Raw genomic sequence first — 20865 nt, 5'->3', positions numbered from 1 at the left:
GAAATCACATATATCCTGTGTGTTTTAAAGTAAAAATCATTGGCAGCTTGAAAAAGAAGGTTCACATGTCAAACAACATTCGTATCGAAGAAGATCTGTTGGGTACCAGGGAAGTTCCAGCTGAAGCCTACTATGGTGTTCACACTCTGAGAGCGATTGAAAACTTCTACATTAGCAATAACAAAATCAGCGACATCCCTGAATTTGTGCGTGGCATGGTTATGGTAAAAAAAGCGGCGGCGCTGGCCAACAAAGAGCTGCAAACCATTCCTAAGAGTGTGGCGAACGCCATCATTGCCGCATGTGATGAAGTCCTTAACAACGGTAAGTGCATGGACCAGTTCCCGGTAGATGTCTACCAGGGCGGCGCGGGCACTTCCGTCAACATGAATACCAACGAAGTGCTGGCCAACATCGGGCTGGAACTGATGGGTCATCAGAAAGGTGAATATCAGTACCTGAACCCGAACGACCACGTGAATAAATGTCAATCCACTAACGACGCCTATCCGACAGGCTTCCGTGTAGCGGTTTACGCCTCTATCGTCAAACTGATCGATGCCATCAACCAGTTGCGTGAAGGTTTCGAACGTAAAGCGGTTGAATTCCAGGACATCCTGAAAATGGGTCGTACCCAGTTGCAGGACGCCGTACCGATGACGCTTGGTCAAGAATTCCGTGCGTTTAGCATCCTGCTGAAAGAAGAAGTGAAAAGCATCGAGCGTACTGCTGAGCTGCTGCTGGAAGTCAACCTTGGCGCAACGGCAATCGGTACCGGTCTGAACACGCCGAAAGAATACTCTCCGCTGGCGGTGAAAAAACTGGCTGAAGTCACTGGTTTCGCCTGTGTTCCGGCTGAAGATCTGATTGAGGCGACATCTGACTGTGGCGCATATGTTATGGTTCACAGCGCGCTGAAACGTCTGGCAGTGAAGATGTCCAAAATCTGTAACGACCTGCGCTTGCTCTCTTCTGGTCCTCGTGCCGGCCTGAACGAGATCAACCTGCCGGAACTGCAGGCGGGCTCTTCCATCATGCCAGCCAAAGTGAACCCGGTTGTACCGGAAGTCGTAAACCAGGTATGCTTTAAAGTCATCGGTAACGACACCACCGTTACGATGGCGGCGGAAGCCGGTCAGTTGCAGTTGAACGTTATGGAGCCGGTTATCGGTCAGGCGATGTTCGAATCCATCCACATTCTGAGCAACGCGTGCTACAACCTGCTGGAAAAATGCGTTAACGGCATTACCGCGAATAAAGAAGTGTGCGAAGGGTACGTTTACAACTCCATCGGTATCGTCACTTACCTCAACCCGTTCATCGGCCACCACAACGGCGACATCGTCGGTAAAATCTGTGCTGAAACCGGTAAGAGCGTACGTGAAGTTGTGCTGGAGCGCGGCCTGTTAACGGAAGCCGAGCTGGACGATATTTTCTCCGTACAGAACTTGATGCACCCGGCTTATAAAGCTAAACGTTATACTGATGAAAGCGAACAGTAATCGTACAGGGTAGTACCAAAGAGGCACGTCACGATGACGTGCCTTTTTTCTTACAAGAAGTTACCAAATAACAACAATTTAATATCAACTTGTTAAACAACAAGGAAGGCTAATATGATAGTTGTCGAACTTATCATTGTTTTGCTGGCAATCTTTTTGGGCGCCAGACTTGGGGGCATCGGTATTGGATTCGCAGGTGGGCTGGGTGTTCTGGTACTTGCCGCCATCGGCGTGAAGCCAGGGACAATTCCATTCGATGTCATTTCCATCATCATGGCGGTTATCGCCGCGATCTCTGCTATGCAGGTCGCGGGCGGTCTGGATTATTTGGTAAACCAGACGGAAAAACTGCTGCGTAAGAACCCGAAATACATCACTATCCTCGCACCGATTGTGACCTATTTCCTGACTATTTTTGCTGGTACCGGGAACATTTCCCTGGCAACGCTGCCGGTTATTGCTGAAGTCGCGAAGGAGCAGGGAATCAAACCTTGCCGTCCGCTCTCGACCGCCGTGGTATCCGCGCAGATTGCGATTACCGCCTCGCCGATTTCTGCGGCCGTGGTGTATATGTCTTCTGTTATGGAAGGTCATGGCATTAGCTATATTCACCTGCTGTCCGTGGTTATCCCCTCTACGCTGCTGGCGGTGCTGGTGATGTCCTTCCTGGTCACGATGCTGTTCAACTCCAAACTGTCGGACGACCCGATTTACCGCAAGCGTCTGGAAGAAGGGCTGATTGAACTGCGTGGTGAAAAGCAGATTGAAATCAAACCAATGGCAAAAAATTCCGTCTGGCTGTTCCTGCTGGGCGTTATCTGCGTGGTTGTTTATGCGATTGTTAACAGTCCGAGCCTCGGCCTGGTTGAGAAACCGCTGATGAACACCACCAACGCTATTTTGATCATCATGTTGAGCGTCGCAACGCTGACCACCATCCTGTGTAAAGTGGAAACTGACGCCATCCTCAACTCCAGTACCTTTAAAGCAGGGATGAGCGCCTGTATCTGTATTCTGGGCGTGGCGTGGCTGGGCGATACTTTCGTATCCGCTAACATCGACTGGATCAAAGACACTGCGGGTAGCGTCATCCAGGGTCATCCGTGGCTGCTGGCCGTCATCTTCTTCTTTGCTTCCGCGCTGCTCTACTCTCAGGCGGCAACGGCGAAAGCGCTGATGCCGATGGCGCTGGCGCTGAACGTCTCTCCGCTGACGGCAGTCGCTTCCTTCGCCGCCGTTTCCGGCCTGTTCATTTTGCCGACCTACCCGACTCTGGTTGCAGCGGTACAGATGGATGACACCGGTACAACCCGTATCGGTAAATTCGTCTTTAACCACCCGTTCTTCATCCCAGGCACCCTGGGCGTCGTTCTGGCTGTCTGCTTCGGCTTCCTGCTGGGCAGCTTTATGCTGTAAGTGTTTCACCCGCGGGGCGTATCACGCCCCGCATTCTCCCGCCCTTTGACTAACATCCTGCCCTCGTCCGTTGTATAGTGACCGTTCACTTGCGGGTCTTTTTGTTCTTTCGAGGTGTTTATGCTTGATGTTAAGAGTCAGGATATTTCCATCCCCGAGGCCGTTGTGGTGCTTTGTACCGCCCCGGATGAAGCTACCGCCCAGGATCTGGCCGCCAAAGTGCTGGCGGAAAAACTGGCCGCCTGCGCCACCCTCCTCCCCGGCGCGACATCGCTGTACTACTGGGAAGGCAAACTGGAGCAGGAGTATGAAGTTCAAATGATCTTAAAAACCACCGTTTCACATCAGCAAGCGCTTATCGACTGCCTGAAGTCTCATCACCCGTATCAAACGCCTGAACTTCTGGTTTTACCTGTTACTCACGGAGATACTGATTACCTCTCATGGCTCAACGCATCTTTACGCTGATCCTGCTGCTGTGCAGCACATCCGCCTTCGCCGGATTATTCGACGCGCCGGGTCGCTCGCAGTTCGTCCCTGCCGACCGGGCGTTTGTTTTTGATTTTCAGCAAAATCAACACGATCTTACCCTCTCCTGGCAGGTAAAAGAGGGTTACTACCTTTACCGTAAACAAATCAGTATCACGCCGACGAAAGCGGATATCGCCGCAGTCCAACTTCCGGCAGGCGTCTGGCATGAAGATGAGTTCTACGGAAAAAGCGAAATCTACCGTAAGCGGCTAAACGTTCCAGTAACGGTTAACCAGGCGGCGGCTGGCGCGACATTAACGATAACGTACCAGGGGTGCGCCGATGCGGGATTCTGTTATCCGCCGGAAACGAAAACGGTGCCGCTAAGTGAAGTCACCGCGGCAATAGACGCCACGCCGACGCCTGCTGTCACCCAGACGGGTGAGACATCAAAACCCGCCGCCCAGCTACCTTTTTCCGCGCTCTGGGCGCTGCTGATCGGCATCGGCATTGCCTTTACGCCCTGCGTTTTACCCATGTATCCGCTGATTTCCGGTATTGTCCTGGGGGGAAGGCAACGTTTGTCGACGGGGCGCGCACTGCTGCTGGCCTTTATCTATGTACAAGGGATGGCGCTGACCTATACCGCACTGGGTCTGGTCGTCGCCGCAGCGGGATTACAGTTTCAGGCGGCGCTGCAGCACCCTTATGTGTTAATCGGCCTTGCCATCGTGTTCACCCTGCTTGCGTTGTCGATGTTTGGCCTGTTCACACTACAGCTCCCCTCCTCACTGCAAACCCGGCTGACATTAATGAGTAATCGTCAGCAAGGCGGCTCGCCCGGCGGTGTTTTTGTTATGGGGGCGATTGCCGGATTAATTTGCTCGCCCTGCACTACAGCGCCGTTAAGCGCGATTCTGCTTTATATCGCTCAGAGCGGCAACATGTGGCTGGGCGGCGGCACGCTGTATTTGTATGCATTAGGTATGGGTCTGCCGCTAATGCTGGTCACCGTGTTTGGCAACCGCCTGTTACCGAAAAGCGGCCCGTGGATGGCGCATGTTAAAACCGCTTTTGGTTTCGTGATCCTCGCGTTACCGGTCTTTTTACTGGAGCGGATTATTGGCGAGGCTTGGGGTTTACGTCTGTGGTCGCTGCTGGGCGTCGCTTTCTTTGGTTGGGCCTTTATCACCAGCCTTCAGGCCAGACGAGCGTGGATGCGTATCGTACAGATTATCCTGCTGGCGGCAGCGCTCATTAGCGTGCGGCCTCTACAGGATTGGGCGTTCGGATCGCCATCCGCGCAAGCTCCAGCGCACCTCAATTTCACAGCTATTTCTACCGTGGACGAACTCAATCAGGCGCTGGCGCAGGCCAAAGGCAAACCCGTTATGCTGGATTTCTACGCCGACTGGTGCGTGGCCTGTAAAGAGTTTGAAAAGTATACCTTCAGCGATCCGAGGGTCCAGCAGGCGCTCGGCGACACGGTGCTCTTGCAGGCTAACGTCACCGCTAACAATGCGCAGGACGCCGCGCTGTTAAAGCATCTGCAAGTCCTCGGGCTGCCCACCATTCTGTTCTTTAATGCCCAAGGCCAGGAACAGCCGCAATCGCGAGTCACCGGCTTTATGGACGCCGCCACCTTTAGCGCGCATTTGCACGATCGCCAACCGTGAGCGACACTTGCAAAAGCAAAGACGGAGGAGAATACCGTGCAACGTGAAGATATTCTGGGAGAAGCCCTGAAATTACTGGAGACGCAAGGGATAGCCGATACTACGCTGGAAATGGTGGCGGAGCGCGTAAATCGCCCACTCGACACATTACAGCGTTTCTGGCCAGATAAAGAAGCCATTTTATATGACGCGCTACGTTATCTGAGTCAGCAGGTAGATATCTGGCGACGCCAGCTTCTTCTTGATGAGACGCTTTCTGCTGAACAAAAGCTACTGGCACGCTACAGCGCGCTTTCGGAATGTGTCAGTAATAACCGTTATCCTGGTTGCTTGTTCATTGCCGCCTGTACGTTTTATCCCGACCCAACCCATCCTATTCACCAACTGGCTAATCAACAAAAACGCGCGGCACATGATTTTACCCATGAGCTACTGACCACGCTGGAAATTGACGATCCGGCGATGGTCGCAAGGCAGATGGAGCTGGTGCTGGAAGGTTGTCTCAGCCGAATGCTGGTCAACCGCAGTCAGGCTGATGTAGATACCGCTCAGCGGTTGGCGGAAGATATTCTGCGTTTTGCACAGTGCCGTCAGGGTGGCGCGCTCACCTGACGGGGTACTGATTTTATGCATTTTGCCTGAAAAGCAGGCAGTCAGCGCGCTTTTATCACTTTTTTCGTGTAAAGCCGTTGACGACCGCGCCCCTTTACGGTTTAATGCGCCCCGTTGCCCGGATAGCTCAGTCGGTAGAGCAGGGGATTGAAAATCCCCGTGTCCTTGGTTCGATTCCGAGTCCGGGCACCACTTATTCAGAAAACCCAGCCTATGGCTGGGTTTTTGCTTTTCTGGGAATGGAAATCCGTAGCCCCCATCTCTGGCCTGACTAGCTATAACGAGAAGGCCAGATTTTCTCTGGCGCAACGCCCAGCGCTTCGTCGATCAGCCGCTCACCTTTGGGCCAGGGTCAAAAGCTTACTTAGCTACAGGGAGATTATTACCAGTAATAACGCCTATCACTTCATCTGACGGTTCGCTAACCCCGACAAGTGAGTCCAATATCTCCGCCATGAACTTTTTCATCACTGAAAACAATAATCCCTTCGCCAGTTTTGGCATTTTTTCTTTGTCGGCTTCTTTATTCTTAAATACTGTTTCCGACTCTTGTTCATAATCATAAATTAATACTCAGCACATCATGACTGATGGTAGTTACCGGGGTAACAGAGCACATACTTTAAAATACTTATTCATAGTTTGTTATTACGGAAAGATTTTAACCTAATGCGTGTCAGTCAGGCACGCAGATAAAAAACAACCGGGGAGAAAATTTAAACAAAATGCTGTTAGCCGGAAGTATCAGTATTGTTCTGTTGTCCGCTACAGTCAGTCCGGTATGGACAGACGATAATGCCAGTGCAGCGTCCTGCTTTTTTACCTGTATGTTGAATAACCATTGCAATAAATCATTATAGAATCACATCTGTTTATTATTGCCTGATCCGGAGTGAGTCTTTATGAAAAGTCGTTATTTAGTATTTTTTCTACCACTGATCGTAGCTAAATATACATCAGCAGAAACAGTGCAACCCTTTCATTCTCCTGAAGAATCAGTGAACAGTCAGTTCTACTTACCACCACCGCCAGGTAATGATGATCCGGCTTTCCGCTATGATAAGGAGGCTTATTTCAAGGGCTATGCGATAAAGGGTTCCCCACGATGGAAACAAGCTGCTGAGGATGCAGATGTAAGCGTGGAAAATATAGCCAGAATATTCTCGCCAGTAGTGGGTGCTAAAATTAATCCCAAAGATACGCCTGAAACCTGGAATATGTTACAGAATCTTCTGAAAATGGGCGGCTACTACGCTACTGCTTCGGCAAAAAAATATTATATGCGTACCCGCCCCTTTGTCTTATTTAATCATTCCACCTGCCGTCCTGAAGATGAGAATACTTTGCGAAAAGATGGCTCTTACCCTTCCGGGCATACTGCTTATGGTACACTTCTGGCATTAGTATTATCCGAGGCCAGACCGGAACGCGCGCAGGAGCTCGCCAGACGAGGATGGGAGTTCGGGCAAAGCAGAGTGATATGCGGTGCTCACTGGCAAAGCGATGTTGATGCTGGCCGTTATGTGGGAGCAGTAGAGTTTGCAAGACTGCAAACAATCCCGGCTTTTCAGAAGTCACTGGCAAAAGTCCGTGAGGAGCTGAACGACAAAAATAATTTATTGAGTAAAGAAGATCACCCCAAACTTAATTACTGAAGGTGAAAGTCTTCCCGCAAACTGGCCACAGCAAATGAAAGGAAGTGCAACTGCGTAGGGGTGACCGGGCGTTAGACTGTAATTAAAATTGTGTAAGTGCCTGTTTTTGATATGTTCACTCCAGTAACAGAGACAGGCAATTATGGACGAAAAGAAACTTAAAGCCCTTGCGGCTGAAGTGGCTGAAGGCCTTAAAACCGAAGCCGATCTCCATGCTTTTTCCCGCATGTTGACGAAGCTTACCGTCGAAACAGCGCTCAATGCGGAGCTGGCTGACCACCCCGGGTATGAGAAAAATGCGCCCAAAACAGGCTCAAACACCCGCAATGGCTACTCGTCAAAAACGGTGTTATGCAATAACAGCGAGATCGAACTGAACACGCCGCGTGACCGTGAAAATACCTTCGAACCACAGCTGATTAAGAAGCACCAGACGCGCATTACGCAGATGGACAGCCAAATTTTATCCCTCTGCGCCAAAGGCATGACTATCCGCGAAATCGTTGCCACCTTCAAAGAAATGTACGACTCCGATGTGTCGCCCACGCTGATATATAAAGTCACCGACGCCGTAAAAGAGCAGGTCATTGAGTGGCAAAACCGACAAATGGATACGCTGTACCCCATTGTTTATATGGACTGCATTGTTGTCAAAGTCCGTCAGAATGGCAGCGTAATCAACAAAGCCGTCTTCCTGGCACTGGGTATCAACACCGAAGGCCAGAAAGAGTTACTGGGTAGGTGGCTGGCCGAAAATGAAGGCACAAAGTTCTGGCTAAGCGTGCTGACGGAGCTGAAAAAGCGGGGCCTTCAGGACATCCTGATTGCCTGTGTGGACGGTCTGAAGAGCTTCCCGGATGCGATAAACAGCGTCTTCCCGAAATATCCGCAAATCAGCAAAAGCTGGCGTGCGCACTGGGAAAACCTCAATACGCTCTTCAGTTATCCGCCGGATATCCGCAAGACCATCTACCATCTACACTACAAACGCAGTCGAATCCCTGAACAGCGTGATCCGTGCCGCGATTAAGAAACGCAAAGTGTTCCCGACGGATGACTCGGTACGAAAGGTTATTTATCTGGCAATCAAGGATGCATCAAAAAAATGGAGTATGCCGATCCAGAACTGGCGGCTGGCGATGAGTCGCTTTATTATCGAGTTCGGTGACCGCCTGAGCAATCACCTTTAATATATTAGCAGTTACATAGAATTACTGACAGGCTCAAAAAAAGAGACCAGATTTCAGTCTCTTTTTTATCACTCATAATAATAGTCAGTTATTTTCTTTTATTTAGCTCTTCCATAAAATTTACCCAATTTTTATATTGATAATCAAGATTGCGAATCTCGTCTGAGATGGTTGATTGCTGCTGTATGAGACCACGTTTCTTTGCTATCAACTCTTGTAAACCATCATCGAGCACCTTCATTTTCGCTTTTATCTTCTCATTAATTTCATTATATTTTACGGAGTATTCTTCTTTATGTTTTTCTAATACAGCACGTTTCTCCGCCCTTATGTCATCAAAATCACTCAACCTGTAATTCTTTAATTTTTCCCGGAGAGCCTTCATTGCTGGGTCGAAAACTTCAGCATTGTACTTCTTCTCAAAATAATAAGGAGCATTTTCTTTATTAAAGAGTTCCAGCTCTTTATTCAAATCACGCTGAACAAAATAACGGCTTTGTGTTTTTCCATCTTCCCCTTTCCCCCAATACTCATCGATTTCTTTATTAATAACTAATATATTAGTTTTAACTTTTGCGATATCATTATTTAATTCGTTTAGTTTTAATTTCTTCCTGGCATATTCATCTTTAATTGCATTTATTTTATCATCAAAACCTGCTCCATCCATGATGATATATTTACCGTCAGTTTCAACATTAGGAATTGGATTGCCTTTTGGTGTTTCTGACATTTGTAATGAAGAAAATATTGTTTTCCATCCAGTATCTTTATTACCAAGACTGTTCAAAGTTGCTGAGAATTTAATATCTTTGCCTTTATCCCACGATTTTTGAACAACAATATAATCAGTTAACGAGGCAACTGGCGTATACAGATCGTAGCCAGTAGAAAGTAAGCCATCAGCAGCATATGTTCTCTTATTTCCATCAACCGATGTTTCCTTGATATCAATTGAATCAAGGATAAGACGCCCATGAAATTGATTACTAAATTGTTCTTTCAAGACTTTCTCTGTAGGGGTGTTATCGTCACCGCATCCGCTAATTAATAGCGAAACCAATAAACCACACAAAAATTTTCCTTTCATAACATTCATCCCAGAAATTAATAATATGCAATAAAATCATTTCAGCATCACACAACGAGTTAGCAAATTCAATATTTAATGATGTGTTATTTTCATTATAATACTGTGTCTTTATTTTTAAACCACCAGGACTCGCTATCTTAATGAAAGACAATACCTCTAATAAATCAGATAGTTGGAAAGTAATTTTTTAATGGGCTGGCTGAAGCCATTAAAATGATTTTTTCAATCATCCTTACTGTAGCCGGAGGTAAAGCTGTTACTTCAACTGACGATGAAGAACAACAGGCAGACTACAGAAATGGACTGATCCTACCCGCGTAATATGGACACAACCCTAAGCAAGGTTCTGGTTTTCAAATTGTTCCGGACTGAGACTGCCACAGGCACTGTGACGACGCCGTTGATTGTAATCACACTCGATATCATTAAACACTGCTGTCTGCATTATTTCCCAGCTGGCAAAGCCCTCTCCGTGGATACATTCCACCTTCAGCGTGTGAAAGAAGCTTTCTGCACAGGCATTGTCATAACAACAGCCTCTGGTGCTCATACTCCCCCGCAGATTATGTCGTTTCAGTAAGCTCTGCTAATCCGTTGAATAGTACTGACCACCTCTGTCTGTATGCACGCTGACTTTCCCAGTCGTTTACGCCGCCATTGCACCATCTGTAACGCATCGCAAGCTGGCCGCCACGGTTTTTATGTTATACATCCGTCAGGCGTGGCGCACCATAGCGCTGTTTGCGTCACTGAATGCCTCCCGGACGACGTTATCACAGATAAGGCGGAACTGCTGACGCTGGTTTATCTGATGACGACGCTGATGCCAGACGTACCAGCCACTACGGGCAACCTGAAGTACACGGCACATGGCTTTGGTACTGAATTCAGCCTGATGTTTTTCGATGAAGACATACTTCATTTCAGGCGCCTCGCGAAGTATGCCGCGGCCTTCTGGAGAATGGCCAGTTCCTCATCCCCTTCTGCCAGCGGACGCTTCAGATGGGCGATCTCTGCGGGCATCGCCTGTTCGCGGTCAGAAGAAGAGAGCTGATTTTGCTGTTTGCTTCGCCAGTTGTAGAGCTGTGATTCATACAGGTTAAGCTCGCGGGCGGCAGCGGCCCCCCAATGCGTTCAGCCAGTTTCAGGGCTTCCTGCGAAATTCAGGCGTGTGCTGCTTGCGTGGCTTTTTGGTGGTTGATGCTGGTTTTTTCATATGAGTCACCTCTTGCTTGAGAGTTTACTCACTTAGTCACGTGACCACTATTGCTGGGTAAGATCAAAGAACCTCACTAACGTGTTACACCGTTTTTCATAAAGCCAACCATACGATTGAATGCTTCCCCTCCCCTCAAACTTCCGGATATCGCTACACCGTCTACCCGCCGCAGTATATATTTACCGCGTTGTATGCCTTTCCTGGCCAAGAGCGTTAATATTTACATCCAGGATAAACCTTATCACAAATTAACATCAGATCTTATACCTCATGCTAACTACCTCCATGAAATTAAAGAGCTATTCTCTAAAAGATTAAAGGCAATTATTACTTAATTCAAATTTTAAAGAGATAAATTGATAATAACATGAGCCAATTCTTGTAAATTTCCATCTTTTTTTTATACGCGACATAGTTTTTTAACGATACTATAATATGTAGAAATGCAATATAAAATAGCATTTCCCATAGAAAATGAAAAGATCGCCACCTGATACCTTAAGTTCGCAAATAATTATATAGCTATATATTAGTTTTCTTTTGAAATATTTTTCAGAATAATTTTTGATTTACACGCACATTTAATAAAAGGAAATTATCATGCTAAAAGTATTTAATCCCTCACCTGTCCAGGTGGGGAGCATTGAATGTTTACAATCAGCACAAAACTGGCAGAGGAAATCCTTATCACTTCAGGGATTAAATTTACTGCAGTCCGTACTCATCAAGCTCACCACGGGTAAAATTTCAATTACGACATCGTCCGGGGAGTATATTACGGCATCAGGGCCAATGTTAATATTTTTAGCTAAAGATCAAACTATTCATATCACTATGGAAGAGACTCATGAACAGTTAAATTATAATTTAATTGAATTAGATTCAGCGTCAATAAAAAATGCTTATAATTTTTTTCTGTATGAACATGCAGACTTTTCGGCCCCATTAACAAAACCGACGACAAAACATCTGTTAGCGCCAATAGAAACAGGCGTAGCAAGAGTATTCAACCTTTTACACTCTTCAAATAAAAGCCAGAAATTATCCCAAGATAAAAAGGAATATTTAATAAGATTTCTACTTTCAGAGTTCATCTATGAACCTGAAGCATTTGCTCTCTTCAGAGAACTATCGCAAAATACATTAGCCGAAAACATCTATAATATTATTATAAGCGACATAAGTCGAAAATGGGCGCTCAAGGATATTTCTGACTCACTCTATATGAGTTGTTCCACATTAAAAAGGAAATTGAAACAAGAGCACACCTCATTCAGCGAAGTTTACCTTAATGCGCGAATGAATAAAGCGACAAAACTTCTACGCAATAGTGAATATAATATTACTCGAGTGGCTTATATGTGTGGTTATGATAGTGCTTCTTATTTTACATGCGTTTTTAAAAAACATTTCAAAACTACACCATCGGAATTTTTAGCGTTTTTATCTTCCTCTCGTCATCAATATGTTAATTGAGATATCTGACAATGCAGTATAAGAACAAAGCAAAACATATTAATATAAGAGATGGGATTCTGTTGCTCGCTAAAAAATTCGACCTAACATTGAGCGAAAAAAAAGTTATTTATTACGTGGCAGCAGGATTATCTGTTAAAAGTTGCTCAAATTTATTAGATCGAAATATAAAAACGATTTCAACACAAAAGAGATCAGCCTATAAAAAAATGGATATTACTACTGATGTTGAATTAATCCATTTGATGCTGAATGAGTTTTACATATCAGTCGATATTACGTAATTTTTCCTAAAATGTTGGTAGAGTGGTAGGCAAGGCAACTCTGGATATCATCTTCAGAGATCGTTCCGCAAACGCTATGGATAATTCTTCGCTGTCTATCGGCTGGCTGACGATAGACTCTACACCGCCAGTACGTTCCATGGAGGATAATAGTGATATCGGCGCCGGAGGCGATAATATCACTAACATCAATACACCGACCTTTATCGGGTCGCTTAGAAGCTCACGCAACAATTAAGCTGACTATGGATACACAACCGCCCGCCGAACCAACGTTGGGATCGACTGTTAACAGTCTGGATAACACCGTCACCCTTAAGGGAGTCGTGGAGGCGCATCAGGATATTCAGGTGAAGGTCACGGTCAACGATACGGACTATACCGCCAGTGGAACATTTACAGGTACATCGCCGACGGAAACCCCGGTTAACAAGAGTTCCGGCGTAGATGAAATGATTTCACTTAGCGAGGCGACATGGCATTCGGTAAGTGTTGATGAAGAAAATCATGCCTGATAACTAAACATCACCCTGCGAGGCCTCTTCGGAGGCCTGCTGAAAAAACAGAATAATATTCATTGTCTGTTAATTATTACAGAGAGAGTTAATTTATAAAAAAAAGCGGCAGACTACGCTGCCGCAAATATGAGGAGGACAATTACCGTTACGCTACACCACAAAGTAATCCGTTACTGAGGTAAGTAAAACATAAATATCCCCAACAATGAATCAACGAATCAAGCAATCGTCAAATCATGGTATTAATAACCTTGTTCTGTTTTAGCATACTATGACAGTAAAAATAGATTTTAGTCATTCTGTATATCACACGAAAATTTATAAAACAGATTTGGTTCACTCACAATATACAAATTATTTTCATTATCCATGGCAATCCCTTCTGGTTGGGGGATATCGTCTCTGAGCCCTGACCACTCCGCCGTCAGGAACAATCGATCGCGCACCCGCCACTCGGAACTGACCTCCAGAATCATTTTTGACTCGTCCGACAACACCAGCAGCGAATCCGTTGGGGCATGGTATTCAAGTCCAGAGACATCGCTCACACTCGCAGTGATGGCAGAAGGCAACGCTCTGGTGATACCATTTTTGCTCATCTCTACTTCTTTGATCATAATGGGTTTTCTTTCTTTTGCGGCATATAATCTCTCATTTTTCGCATCCCATGCCGTACCTTCCAGCCCTTTATTTTTTGCTTTGTCATAGCCCTCAAGCTTCACCATGGAGATTATCTGCATGGCGCCGCGCTGAATATCCACCTGTGTTTTATAGACCGCGCCATCTTTCTCACTGCCTATCTGGAACTGGTTGCCCCCACTCCATGCAATAGACTCCGGGTCGTGGATACCCTGCAGCGGCATCCGCCCTACCAGCTGCCCTTCTGTCGTTAACCAGACCAGTTCAGGGGGATTATTAATAACGGCGAAAAGCATCCTGTCTTCGGCGGAGTAGGTCAAACCTGAAAGGTTACTCTTAACTCCTGCGACTGGTTTTTGCTGAATAACCGCTTTATAGCTACTCAGTGCCAGCGCCGAGGGTTTATCACCATATTTGAGGATCAGTTGATAAACATAGCGTATATCGTCCCTGACCATAAATAAAATCACGCCCAAGAGTACAACCACAATAACGCGTTTTAGTAATCTCATAAAAAATCCATAGCAGATCGCGTCACGACTGATGTCGTAACGCATTTCTTAAAAATAAAGCCGATGTCCGATAGAATCGTTATTCGGTTATGGCGAGCGCCATTAGCATAGGCAAAATGAAATAGTGAGGGTTATCACAAAAAGCCCGATTTTAATCACTAACGTACCCTTTTTGTAAATTGACATAATCAAGAGGAGGGTAGTTTCGGCTAATTATTTAAATAGTACGTCTGCAAATTCGCCCCTGTATGCAGGGCAAATGACAAAAAGTGATAATTAATGAGATGTAACACCGCAATTTGATCTGCTATTGCTGCTCCCACTTCTATTCAACCGGGCAGCAAAAAAATGAAACTCAACCTTATTACCGTCAGCCTGGCTACGCTCGTTGCCGCTGGCGCATTCCCGGCCCATGCCGGTCCTCAGGCGCATGTCGTGTGCGGCTATCACCACACGCTGGGCGATGACGCGATTATGATGTTTGGTAAAGCGAATCAGGCGATGTGGCATGACTTTTTTGGCAACACCCACACCGATGCGGTCTCTACCTACCAGACGTTGCGCGCGCAACCCGATACCACCTGTGATAATAAAGCCGACAGCTCCGCTTACTGGGCGCCGTCCATGAAATTACCTGATGGTGAAATCGTAAATCCGGCCTACCAAAAGACCTATTATCAATCCACAAATGTAGCGCAATATCCGCTCCATCCATTCCCGGCCGGGCTGGAGTTACTGGCCGGCGACCATCACGGTACTGGCCCCAGTACCGCAATCACCTTTTTATGTGCCAACGGCAAAGGTTACACCAACAAGGTAGGCGAAATATGCGGCCTGCGTAAAGCGGGCGATGCCGTCCAGTTTAATATCGGGATCGCTTTCCCCAACTGTTGGGATGGCGTCAACCTGAAACCAACCCATAGCCACAATAACGCTATCTATGCCGACCACGGGAAATGTTCCGCAGACTATCCGGTAAAAATCCCAACGGTGAATATGAACATCGCCTGGGTACTCCCGCAGATCTCCTCGCTGGATACGTCCAAAGTGGAATTGTCGATGGACCCGGTAATGCATGGCGAAACCCGGGAAGAGCGCTGGGGAAGTCTTTATACCGCCCATGCCGATTTTATGAATGGCTGGACGGAAGATGGCGCGCAGTTTATGACGGATCTGTGTATGAATCAGGGACTGGATTGCGGCACTACGGTTCCTTACGCCTACAGTAAAGCGGAAGAAAATACCTGGGTAAGCAGCGAAGACGACAAGCCTCATGCCAGCGTCGATACCTTGTACGTACAGGATGACTGGACAAATGGCGGACGCACGCAGCACCCGGAAACGCTCACGCTGGTGAAATTTAAGATCCCGCCCCTGCCTGCCAATATGGACGCTTCGCTATTCAAATACCGTATTCGCCTTTTTGGCGGCAAAACGGAAGCGAACGGCGCCGATCAAATTTTCTTTTACCCGACCAGCAGTGACTGGCACGTCAGTACCGTGTCCTGGAACAATAAACCGGCGATCAACTACCGTTCCGATGCCGTGTTATATCTGGACCATTCACATGAGTATCGCATGGTTGATGTCGATAAAGCGGTGCGCAAAGCGCTGGCGGAAGGGAAAACGGAAATATCCTGGTATATCGGCGGCGACCGTCAGGGAAATCACTACGACTTCACGCCAGCGGACTCAAAACAGAGCCTGGTGCTGATGCTGACCGGTTTCAAAAAGACGCCGGAGCTGTAATAGTAAACTGTGCCCGCTGACGCAACAGCGGGCACGATGGCGGCACAAGTATTACGGCACGCCATCAAAACCCGACCAATACCTCAGAAAAACAACCGCTTATTCTCAGGCTGTAGTCCCTGTTGCTGCTGAACATCCTGCAGATAACAGGTCGCTACGACGGCAAGCCGGGCATAGAAGGCGCTAACGGTATTGCGTTGCAGCAATTCCAGATAGCGGAATCCCCAGGGCAGCAGATGCGCCTCCAGTAACCGGTTGGCCGCCACGTTGTCGCCTCGTGCCAGCAGATCGCTACAGGCCAATAGCATCAGGCCAAACTGATCTTCCGGCTCGCGTTCACGGTCAGTGAATACCATGCCCTGCGACTGTAAAAAAGTTCGATAATCGGCGGTGGTTTCCCCCATCAGCAAATTATCTTTTTCCAGATAGACCGATCCCCAGGGCGGGACGGGCATCTTTCCCTGGCCTTCAAACAACACAGAAAATTGCCATGTAAGCGCATCATCATCCGGTTGCGACCATGACGCACACAGTGATTCAATATGTCCGCGATCGCGCCAGGGGTAAAGCTCAGGCAACGTTGGCAAACAATCGAACAACGCTTTCACCTCCGGCCTCTCAGGGGAGTAGTAAAACAGTGCGCCGAGGATACGCGGCAAAACAGCACGGGAAAGCATAGCAATAGCTCCTGAAATATTTCGCCTGATGACGCTACGCTGATCAGGCTTACATGGCATAAACCGGGCAAAAAACTACATTGGCAGCGTCCACAGATTGTAAAACGCAATCCTACCCGCCAACTCCGCCGCGATAACCACCACAGCCGTCATGGCCAGCACCGCAGCGCTCGATTTCAGGCGCGCGCAGACCACCACCCCGACCACGCCCGCCGCCAGCAATATCGCCTGGGCGGTAAACCAGCTATGCTGCGCGGCGGTCAGAGCGCTATCGGCGCTCATCAGCGTCGCCATATAGCCCGGGCGCAGACAAAAGCTCACCAAAATCGCCAACACGCTGACCAGTAGCCCCAGACGGCGCACGCCAAACAATGCCGCCAACGCGCCGCCGCCAATCAACGGCGTCAATATCATCATTGCCGTGGTGTAAGATGAACGCCAGGTCGCCACCGTCGGCAGTTGGTAAATCTGCGGAACGGCGTATAAGAAGACTACTCCGACTATCGCCGCCAACCAGACCAACGCGTTACACAGCGGCGTCGCCCGGTTCAGCAACAAACCGAGCGCCCCCAGCCCGCCGAGCGCCGCAAAAGCCGCCGACAGGACAATCTCGTTACTCATCGGCGAATGTCCGACGCGCAGCAGCATATTCAGCGCACGCAGCGGTTGCCCGACGTGGAAGGTGCCGACAATGACGCCAAGCCCAAACAGGCACATCACCGAGAACAGACCAATAGCCTTGCGCCGCGGCGCGACCAGCCCCATTGCGCCGCCAATCAGCAGCAGAATAAACGCGCCGACCGCGCTCTGGGTAAAGACCGTAAAAAAGACCAGCGGTAACTCATGCATGGCGCACCTCCCGAATGTTCATGATTGCGCCTTCCGTATCGCCCGTGGGTCTCGCTTTCGGATGCGGTTTAATAATGAGGTTAGGATGGGTGAACGACGCCGAAGGCAGCGGCGCGATTTGATTCTCCGTGCCATATTTTGCCCGTAATTCATCGACAGGGCCGAAATCCAGCGCTCGCTGCGGGCAAGAATCCACACAGATAGGGCGCAGATTGTTCTCCAGTCGGTCAAGACAACCGTCGCATTTACGCATCACGTTTGCTTGCGTATCAAACTGCGGCGCGCCGTAGGGGCAGCGCATTTCACAATAGCGACAGCCGACGCATACGCTGTCATCCACCACGACCAGACCATCTTCTTTGCGTTTATGCATCGCCCCGGTCGGACAGCCGGAGACACATACCGGCTCATCGCAATGGTTACAAGCAATAGAGAGGTAGTAGGTAAAGGTGTCGTGATGCCAGCTTTCCCCCTCTTTCACCCAGCTTCCGCCGCCATATTCATAGACGCGGCGGAGTTTCGGACCGACATCCAGATCTTTATTATCCTTGCAGCTTACCTGGCAGGTTTTACAGCCTGAACAGCGCGAGGAGTCAACATAAAAGCCATACTGTTTCATCGTACATCACTCCTTAAGCGCGTTTAATTTCAACCAGATTGGTATGCTGCGGATTGCCTTTCGCCAGCGGCGAAGGGTGGTGGCTGGTCAGCGTATTGATACAGCCGCCGACATCAACGCCGTTGCCGTCAAGCCGCGTCCACGCGCCCTGCGGCATCGCCGCCACGCCGGGTAAAATGCGCTGGGTCACTTTACAGGGAAGCTCCACCACGCCGCGGTCATTGAATACATGCACCCGATCGCCGGACTTCAGTTGGCGGGCGCTGGCGTCAATCGGGTTAATCCAGACTTCATCCGGCACCGCCTCATGCAGCATCAGCACATTGCTGTAGGTCGAGTGGGTATGCCCTTTGGTATGGAAGCCGCTTAACTGCAACGGATACTTCGCCGTCAGCGCTTTGTTAAGGTGCGACTCTTTCGCCGGACAAAATTCCGGCAATGCGGGAATTCGCTCGCCTTCTGGCAACGTCCACGTTTGCGCCAGATCCGCCAGCGCCTGGGAGTAAATTTCAATTTTGCCCGACGGCGTGGAGAGTGGATTAGCCTCGGCGTCGGCGCGGAAATCGGCAAACGCAAGGCTCTGCTGCTCGGTAGCGATACGCTGGTCAATCACGCCCATCTCTTTCGCCACGCTCCACTCCGGCAGGTATGGACGTTTTTCACGGATCTGCTGATAGTGCATCTCCGCCCACTGCGCCTGAGTTCGGCCCTCGGTATATTGCTCGCGCAGTCCAAGATGCCCGGCGATATCCGCGCAGATGTCATACGTGCTGCGCACTTCCCACATCGGTTTAACGGTTTTCTGAATCGCAATCATATAGTTATGCGATCCTGCCGCATAGGAGCTGTCCACCAGGTCTTCCGCCTCAAGATAGCTGGTCTCCGGCAACAGCAGATCCGCATACATCGCGCTGGGCGTCATATGGTTTTCAATCACGATAATGGTTTCACACAGCGATTCATCCGCGAGAATTTGACGGGTGCGGTTTGTTTCGCCGTGCTGATTAAGCAAAGTATTACCGGCCTGGTTGAAAAACAGCTTAATCCCGGTTTTTAGCCTGTCCGCGCCTTTTACGCCCATTGTCGTCGCGGTCATTTTCTCCGGATGCTGAATGGCGTCCGTCCACAGATAGCAAGGAATAGAGGTTGTGATCGGATTCTTACCGACAGGCAACAATGGCACGCCATACGGCGTACCGTAAGGCCAGTTGCCATTATTGGTGCCGGGCCGCCCGAAGTGGCCGGTTAACGCTGGCAGCGTCTGAATAGCACGCACGGTTTGTTCGCCGTTGGCATGACGCTGCGGCCCCCAGCCCTGGCAAATATAGCAGGCGCGCGCCGAGGCGATTTCGCGCGCCAGTTGGCGAATACGCGTTGCCGGAATACCGGTGATATCCGCCGCCCATTCCGGGGTTTTCGCGATACCGTCATCGCCCGTGCCAAGAACATAGTCTTTATAGCTGGCGTTAGGCGCAGCCGTGTCCGGCAAGGTGCTACGGTCATAACCGACGCAATAGCGGTTTACCAGCGCCTCGTCGAGAAGCTGTTCGGTAATCAGCGTATGCGCTATGCCGGCGACTAGCGCGGCGTCCGTGGTTGGGCGAATCGGTAGCCATTCGGCGTGTTCGGTAATCACCGAATCGGTATAGCGCGGATCGATAATAATGACTCGGGCTTTCGAGGTCTCCAGCGCCCGGCGCAGCTCTTCAACCTGACCGCCGCCGGACATCCGCGTTTCTGAGAGATTCAGGCCAAATAGCACCACCAGATCGGAATGCGCGATCTGCGTAAAATGGCTACCGACATAATCACCGTGGGTATAAGGCGTGGCGGTGGCGATTTGCGCCGTGGAATAGGTGTTGTGATAATTTAAATAACCGCCGGTGAGATTTAGTAATCTTATCCAGGCGGGTCTACCCTGCGTGTGATAATACGCGCCGGATTGATAATTATAATAAATAGCTTCCCGGCCATATTTTTCGCTAACGCGCGTTAATTCCGCCGCAATAAAGGCTGTGGCCTCATCCCATGAAATACGTTTAAATTTTCCTTCGCCGCGTTTTCCCACTCTTTTCATCGGATACTTAATGCGATCCGGGCTATAGACGCGCCAGCGACTGGAACGCCCGCGCAGGCAGGGACGAATCTGATGCTCGCCGAATACCGCGTCATCTTTCGCGTCTTCCGGTTCAATACGCACAATGCGATCATTTTTCACGATAACCTTAAGCGGGCATCGGCTGCCACAGTTGACCAGACAGGCGCTGTGCCTGACGGTTTCGCCGTTGGCATCCTTCGGTATTGGGGTATCCTGCGCCTGGGCAGTGGTAGCAAAAGGCAGCGTAATCGCCTGACTTAGCGTCACCGCCGCCCCTACTTTTGCAGTAGCGACAATAGCATCACGTCGGGTTATGGTTGTGTTCAGCCATTTTTTTATTTCCATTTTTTATTTCTCACATTGCTTCCATAATTATTAATAATATGTAATGAAAACTAATCATAATAGATTAAACATTAGCGCTGATTGATTGTGATCAAACGCATTCTGAACGTCAGTAAAAATAAAATGTGACACCGCATACGTTATTATAAAAATTAATAGAAAATTATTTTATGCAATTCTGATGAAAATAAATTATCCATCACGGTATACGGCGATATTAATTAACGACATGACGTTTGCCAGTCGACATGAGCAGGTAGCGCGC

At 48.7% G+C, this 20865-nt stretch carries 18 protein-coding genes, 1 tRNA gene and 3 pseudogenes; 14 read left to right on the top strand and 8 right to left on the bottom strand.

Annotation, left to right across the window (positions count from 1 at the left end):
• Positions 1 to 65: 65 nt before the first annotated feature.
• The 6 genes from aspA (at position 66) to HV477_RS06515 (ending at position 5869) form a co-directional block, all read left to right on the top strand.
• On the top strand, positions 66 to 1502 hold the full coding sequence (aspA, locus tag HV477_RS06540; protein ID WP_000069440.1) for an aspartate ammonia-lyase: 1437 nt from the start codon (positions 66 to 68) through the stop codon (positions 1500 to 1502).
• 114 nt (positions 1503 to 1616) lie between these two features.
• Positions 1617 to 2918: an anaerobic C4-dicarboxylate transporter DcuA gene (dcuA, locus tag HV477_RS06535; RefSeq protein WP_000637595.1), complete on the top strand. Its 1302-nt coding sequence runs from the start codon at positions 1617 to 1619 to the stop codon at positions 2916 to 2918.
• Positions 2919 to 3038: 120 nt separating this feature from the next.
• The gene (cutA, locus tag HV477_RS06530; protein ID WP_000887832.1) at positions 3039 to 3386 is read left to right on the top strand and encodes a divalent cation tolerance protein CutA; all 348 of its coding nucleotides are present in this window, start codon (positions 3039 to 3041) and stop codon (positions 3384 to 3386) included.
• Positions 3362 to 5065, top strand: a complete 1704-nt coding sequence (locus HV477_RS06525) for a protein-disulfide reductase DsbD (RefSeq protein WP_000068888.1) — start codon at positions 3362 to 3364, stop codon at positions 5063 to 5065. Before cutA ends, HV477_RS06525 begins: the two co-directional genes overlap by 25 nt.
• 36 nt (positions 5066 to 5101) lie before the next feature.
• The gene (locus HV477_RS06520) at positions 5102 to 5677 is read left to right on the top strand and encodes a transcriptional regulator (RefSeq protein ID WP_001188509.1); all 576 of its coding nucleotides are present in this window, start codon (positions 5102 to 5104) and stop codon (positions 5675 to 5677) included.
• Positions 5678 to 5793: 116 nt separating this feature from the next.
• Positions 5794 to 5869: transfer RNA gene (locus HV477_RS06515), tRNA-Phe, on the top strand.
• 79 nt (positions 5870 to 5948) lie between these two features.
• Here the strand turns inward: HV477_RS06515 and HV477_RS06510 are convergent.
• A pseudogene (locus HV477_RS06510) lies at positions 5949 to 6026 on the bottom strand (helix-turn-helix domain-containing protein); the annotation flags it as partial.
• Between the two features lie 553 nt (positions 6027 to 6579).
• Here HV477_RS06510 and HV477_RS06505 point away from each other — a divergent pair.
• Both HV477_RS06505 and HV477_RS06500 read left to right on the top strand, forming a co-directional pair.
• Entirely contained in the window at positions 6580 to 7332 is a 753-nt protein-coding gene (locus HV477_RS06505) for a non-specific acid phosphatase (RefSeq protein ID WP_020839679.1), read from the top strand.
• A 142-nt stretch (positions 7333 to 7474) separates the two neighbouring features.
• Positions 7475 to 8522 (top strand): annotated as a pseudogene (locus HV477_RS06500) (IS256 family transposase).
• An 88-nt stretch (positions 8523 to 8610) separates the two neighbouring features.
• Here HV477_RS06500 and HV477_RS06495 read toward each other — a convergent pair.
• Together HV477_RS06495 and HV477_RS06490 are read right to left on the bottom strand one after the other, a co-directional pair.
• Positions 8611 to 9612, bottom strand: coding sequence for a DUF1202 family protein (locus HV477_RS06495; protein WP_175064941.1), 1002 nt, complete (start codon positions 9610 to 9612; stop codon positions 8611 to 8613).
• A 337-nt stretch (positions 9613 to 9949) separates the two neighbouring features.
• Positions 9950 to 10831 (bottom strand): annotated as a pseudogene (locus tag HV477_RS06490) (IS3 family transposase).
• A 116-nt stretch (positions 10832 to 10947) separates the two neighbouring features.
• Here HV477_RS06490 and HV477_RS06485 point away from each other — a divergent pair.
• The 5 genes from HV477_RS06485 (at position 10948) to HV477_RS06465 (ending at position 13109) form a co-directional block, all read left to right on the top strand.
• Positions 10948 to 11169, top strand: coding sequence for a hypothetical protein (locus HV477_RS06485; RefSeq protein WP_079898744.1), 222 nt, complete (start codon positions 10948 to 10950; stop codon positions 11167 to 11169).
• A gap of 265 nt (positions 11170 to 11434) precedes the next feature.
• Entirely contained in the window at positions 11435 to 12310 is an 876-nt protein-coding gene (locus tag HV477_RS06480) for an AraC family transcriptional regulator (protein WP_000921674.1), read from the top strand.
• Complete coding sequence (gene rtsB / locus HV477_RS06475) at positions 12307 to 12594, top strand: transcriptional regulator RtsB (protein WP_001269916.1); 288 nt, start codon at positions 12307 to 12309, stop codon at positions 12592 to 12594. The genes HV477_RS06480 and rtsB overlap by 4 nt, the downstream gene beginning before the upstream one ends.
• A 22-nt stretch (positions 12595 to 12616) precedes the next feature.
• Positions 12617 to 12832, top strand: coding sequence for a hypothetical protein (locus HV477_RS06470; RefSeq protein ID WP_001595136.1), 216 nt, complete (start codon positions 12617 to 12619; stop codon positions 12830 to 12832).
• A gap of 7 nt (positions 12833 to 12839) precedes the next feature.
• Positions 12840 to 13109 (top strand): hypothetical protein, encoded by a 270-nt coding sequence (locus tag HV477_RS06465; protein WP_079898745.1) that lies wholly within the window; start codon positions 12840 to 12842, stop codon positions 13107 to 13109.
• 293 nt (positions 13110 to 13402) lie between these two features.
• On the opposite strand, the gene HV477_RS06460 is transcribed toward HV477_RS06465, so the two are convergent.
• Positions 13403 to 14308: an SdiA-regulated domain-containing protein gene (locus HV477_RS06460; RefSeq protein ID WP_001268195.1), complete on the bottom strand. Its 906-nt coding sequence runs from the start codon at positions 14306 to 14308 to the stop codon at positions 13403 to 13405.
• Between the two features lie 303 nt (positions 14309 to 14611).
• Between HV477_RS06460 and HV477_RS06455 the strand changes: the two genes are divergently transcribed.
• Positions 14612 to 16012: a DUF1996 domain-containing protein gene (locus tag HV477_RS06455; protein WP_000773788.1), complete on the top strand. Its 1401-nt coding sequence runs from the start codon at positions 14612 to 14614 to the stop codon at positions 16010 to 16012.
• 83 nt (positions 16013 to 16095) lie between these two features.
• On the opposite strand, the gene HV477_RS06450 is transcribed toward HV477_RS06455, so the two are convergent.
• The 4 genes from HV477_RS06450 to HV477_RS06435 all read right to left on the bottom strand — a co-directional run bounded on the left by HV477_RS06450 (position 16096) and on the right by HV477_RS06435 (position 20600).
• Positions 16096 to 16689, bottom strand: a complete 594-nt coding sequence (locus HV477_RS06450) for a molecular chaperone (protein WP_306292733.1) — start codon at positions 16687 to 16689, stop codon at positions 16096 to 16098.
• Positions 16690 to 16764: 75 nt separating this feature from the next.
• Positions 16765 to 17538: a DmsC/YnfH family molybdoenzyme membrane anchor subunit gene (locus HV477_RS06445; RefSeq protein ID WP_000544929.1), complete on the bottom strand. Its 774-nt coding sequence runs from the start codon at positions 17536 to 17538 to the stop codon at positions 16765 to 16767.
• Complete coding sequence (locus tag HV477_RS06440; RefSeq protein WP_000816143.1) at positions 17531 to 18157, bottom strand: DMSO/selenate family reductase complex B subunit; 627 nt, start codon at positions 18155 to 18157, stop codon at positions 17531 to 17533. The genes HV477_RS06445 and HV477_RS06440 overlap by 8 nt, the downstream gene beginning before the upstream one ends.
• A gap of 13 nt (positions 18158 to 18170) precedes the next feature.
• Complete coding sequence (locus HV477_RS06435; protein ID WP_000403482.1) at positions 18171 to 20600, bottom strand: DMSO/selenate family reductase complex A subunit; 2430 nt, start codon at positions 20598 to 20600, stop codon at positions 18171 to 18173.
• Positions 20601 to 20865 lie beyond the last annotated feature (265 nt).

Origin of the sequence: Salmonella sp. SG203 (assembly GCF_013350575.1) — a bacterium.
In the GTDB taxonomy this organism is placed as follows: Bacteria; Pseudomonadota; Gammaproteobacteria; order Enterobacterales; family Enterobacteriaceae; genus Salmonella; species Salmonella enterica.
The sequence above is the reverse complement of the archived record's forward strand: the minus strand, read 5'-3'. Positions and strand labels throughout refer to the sequence as shown.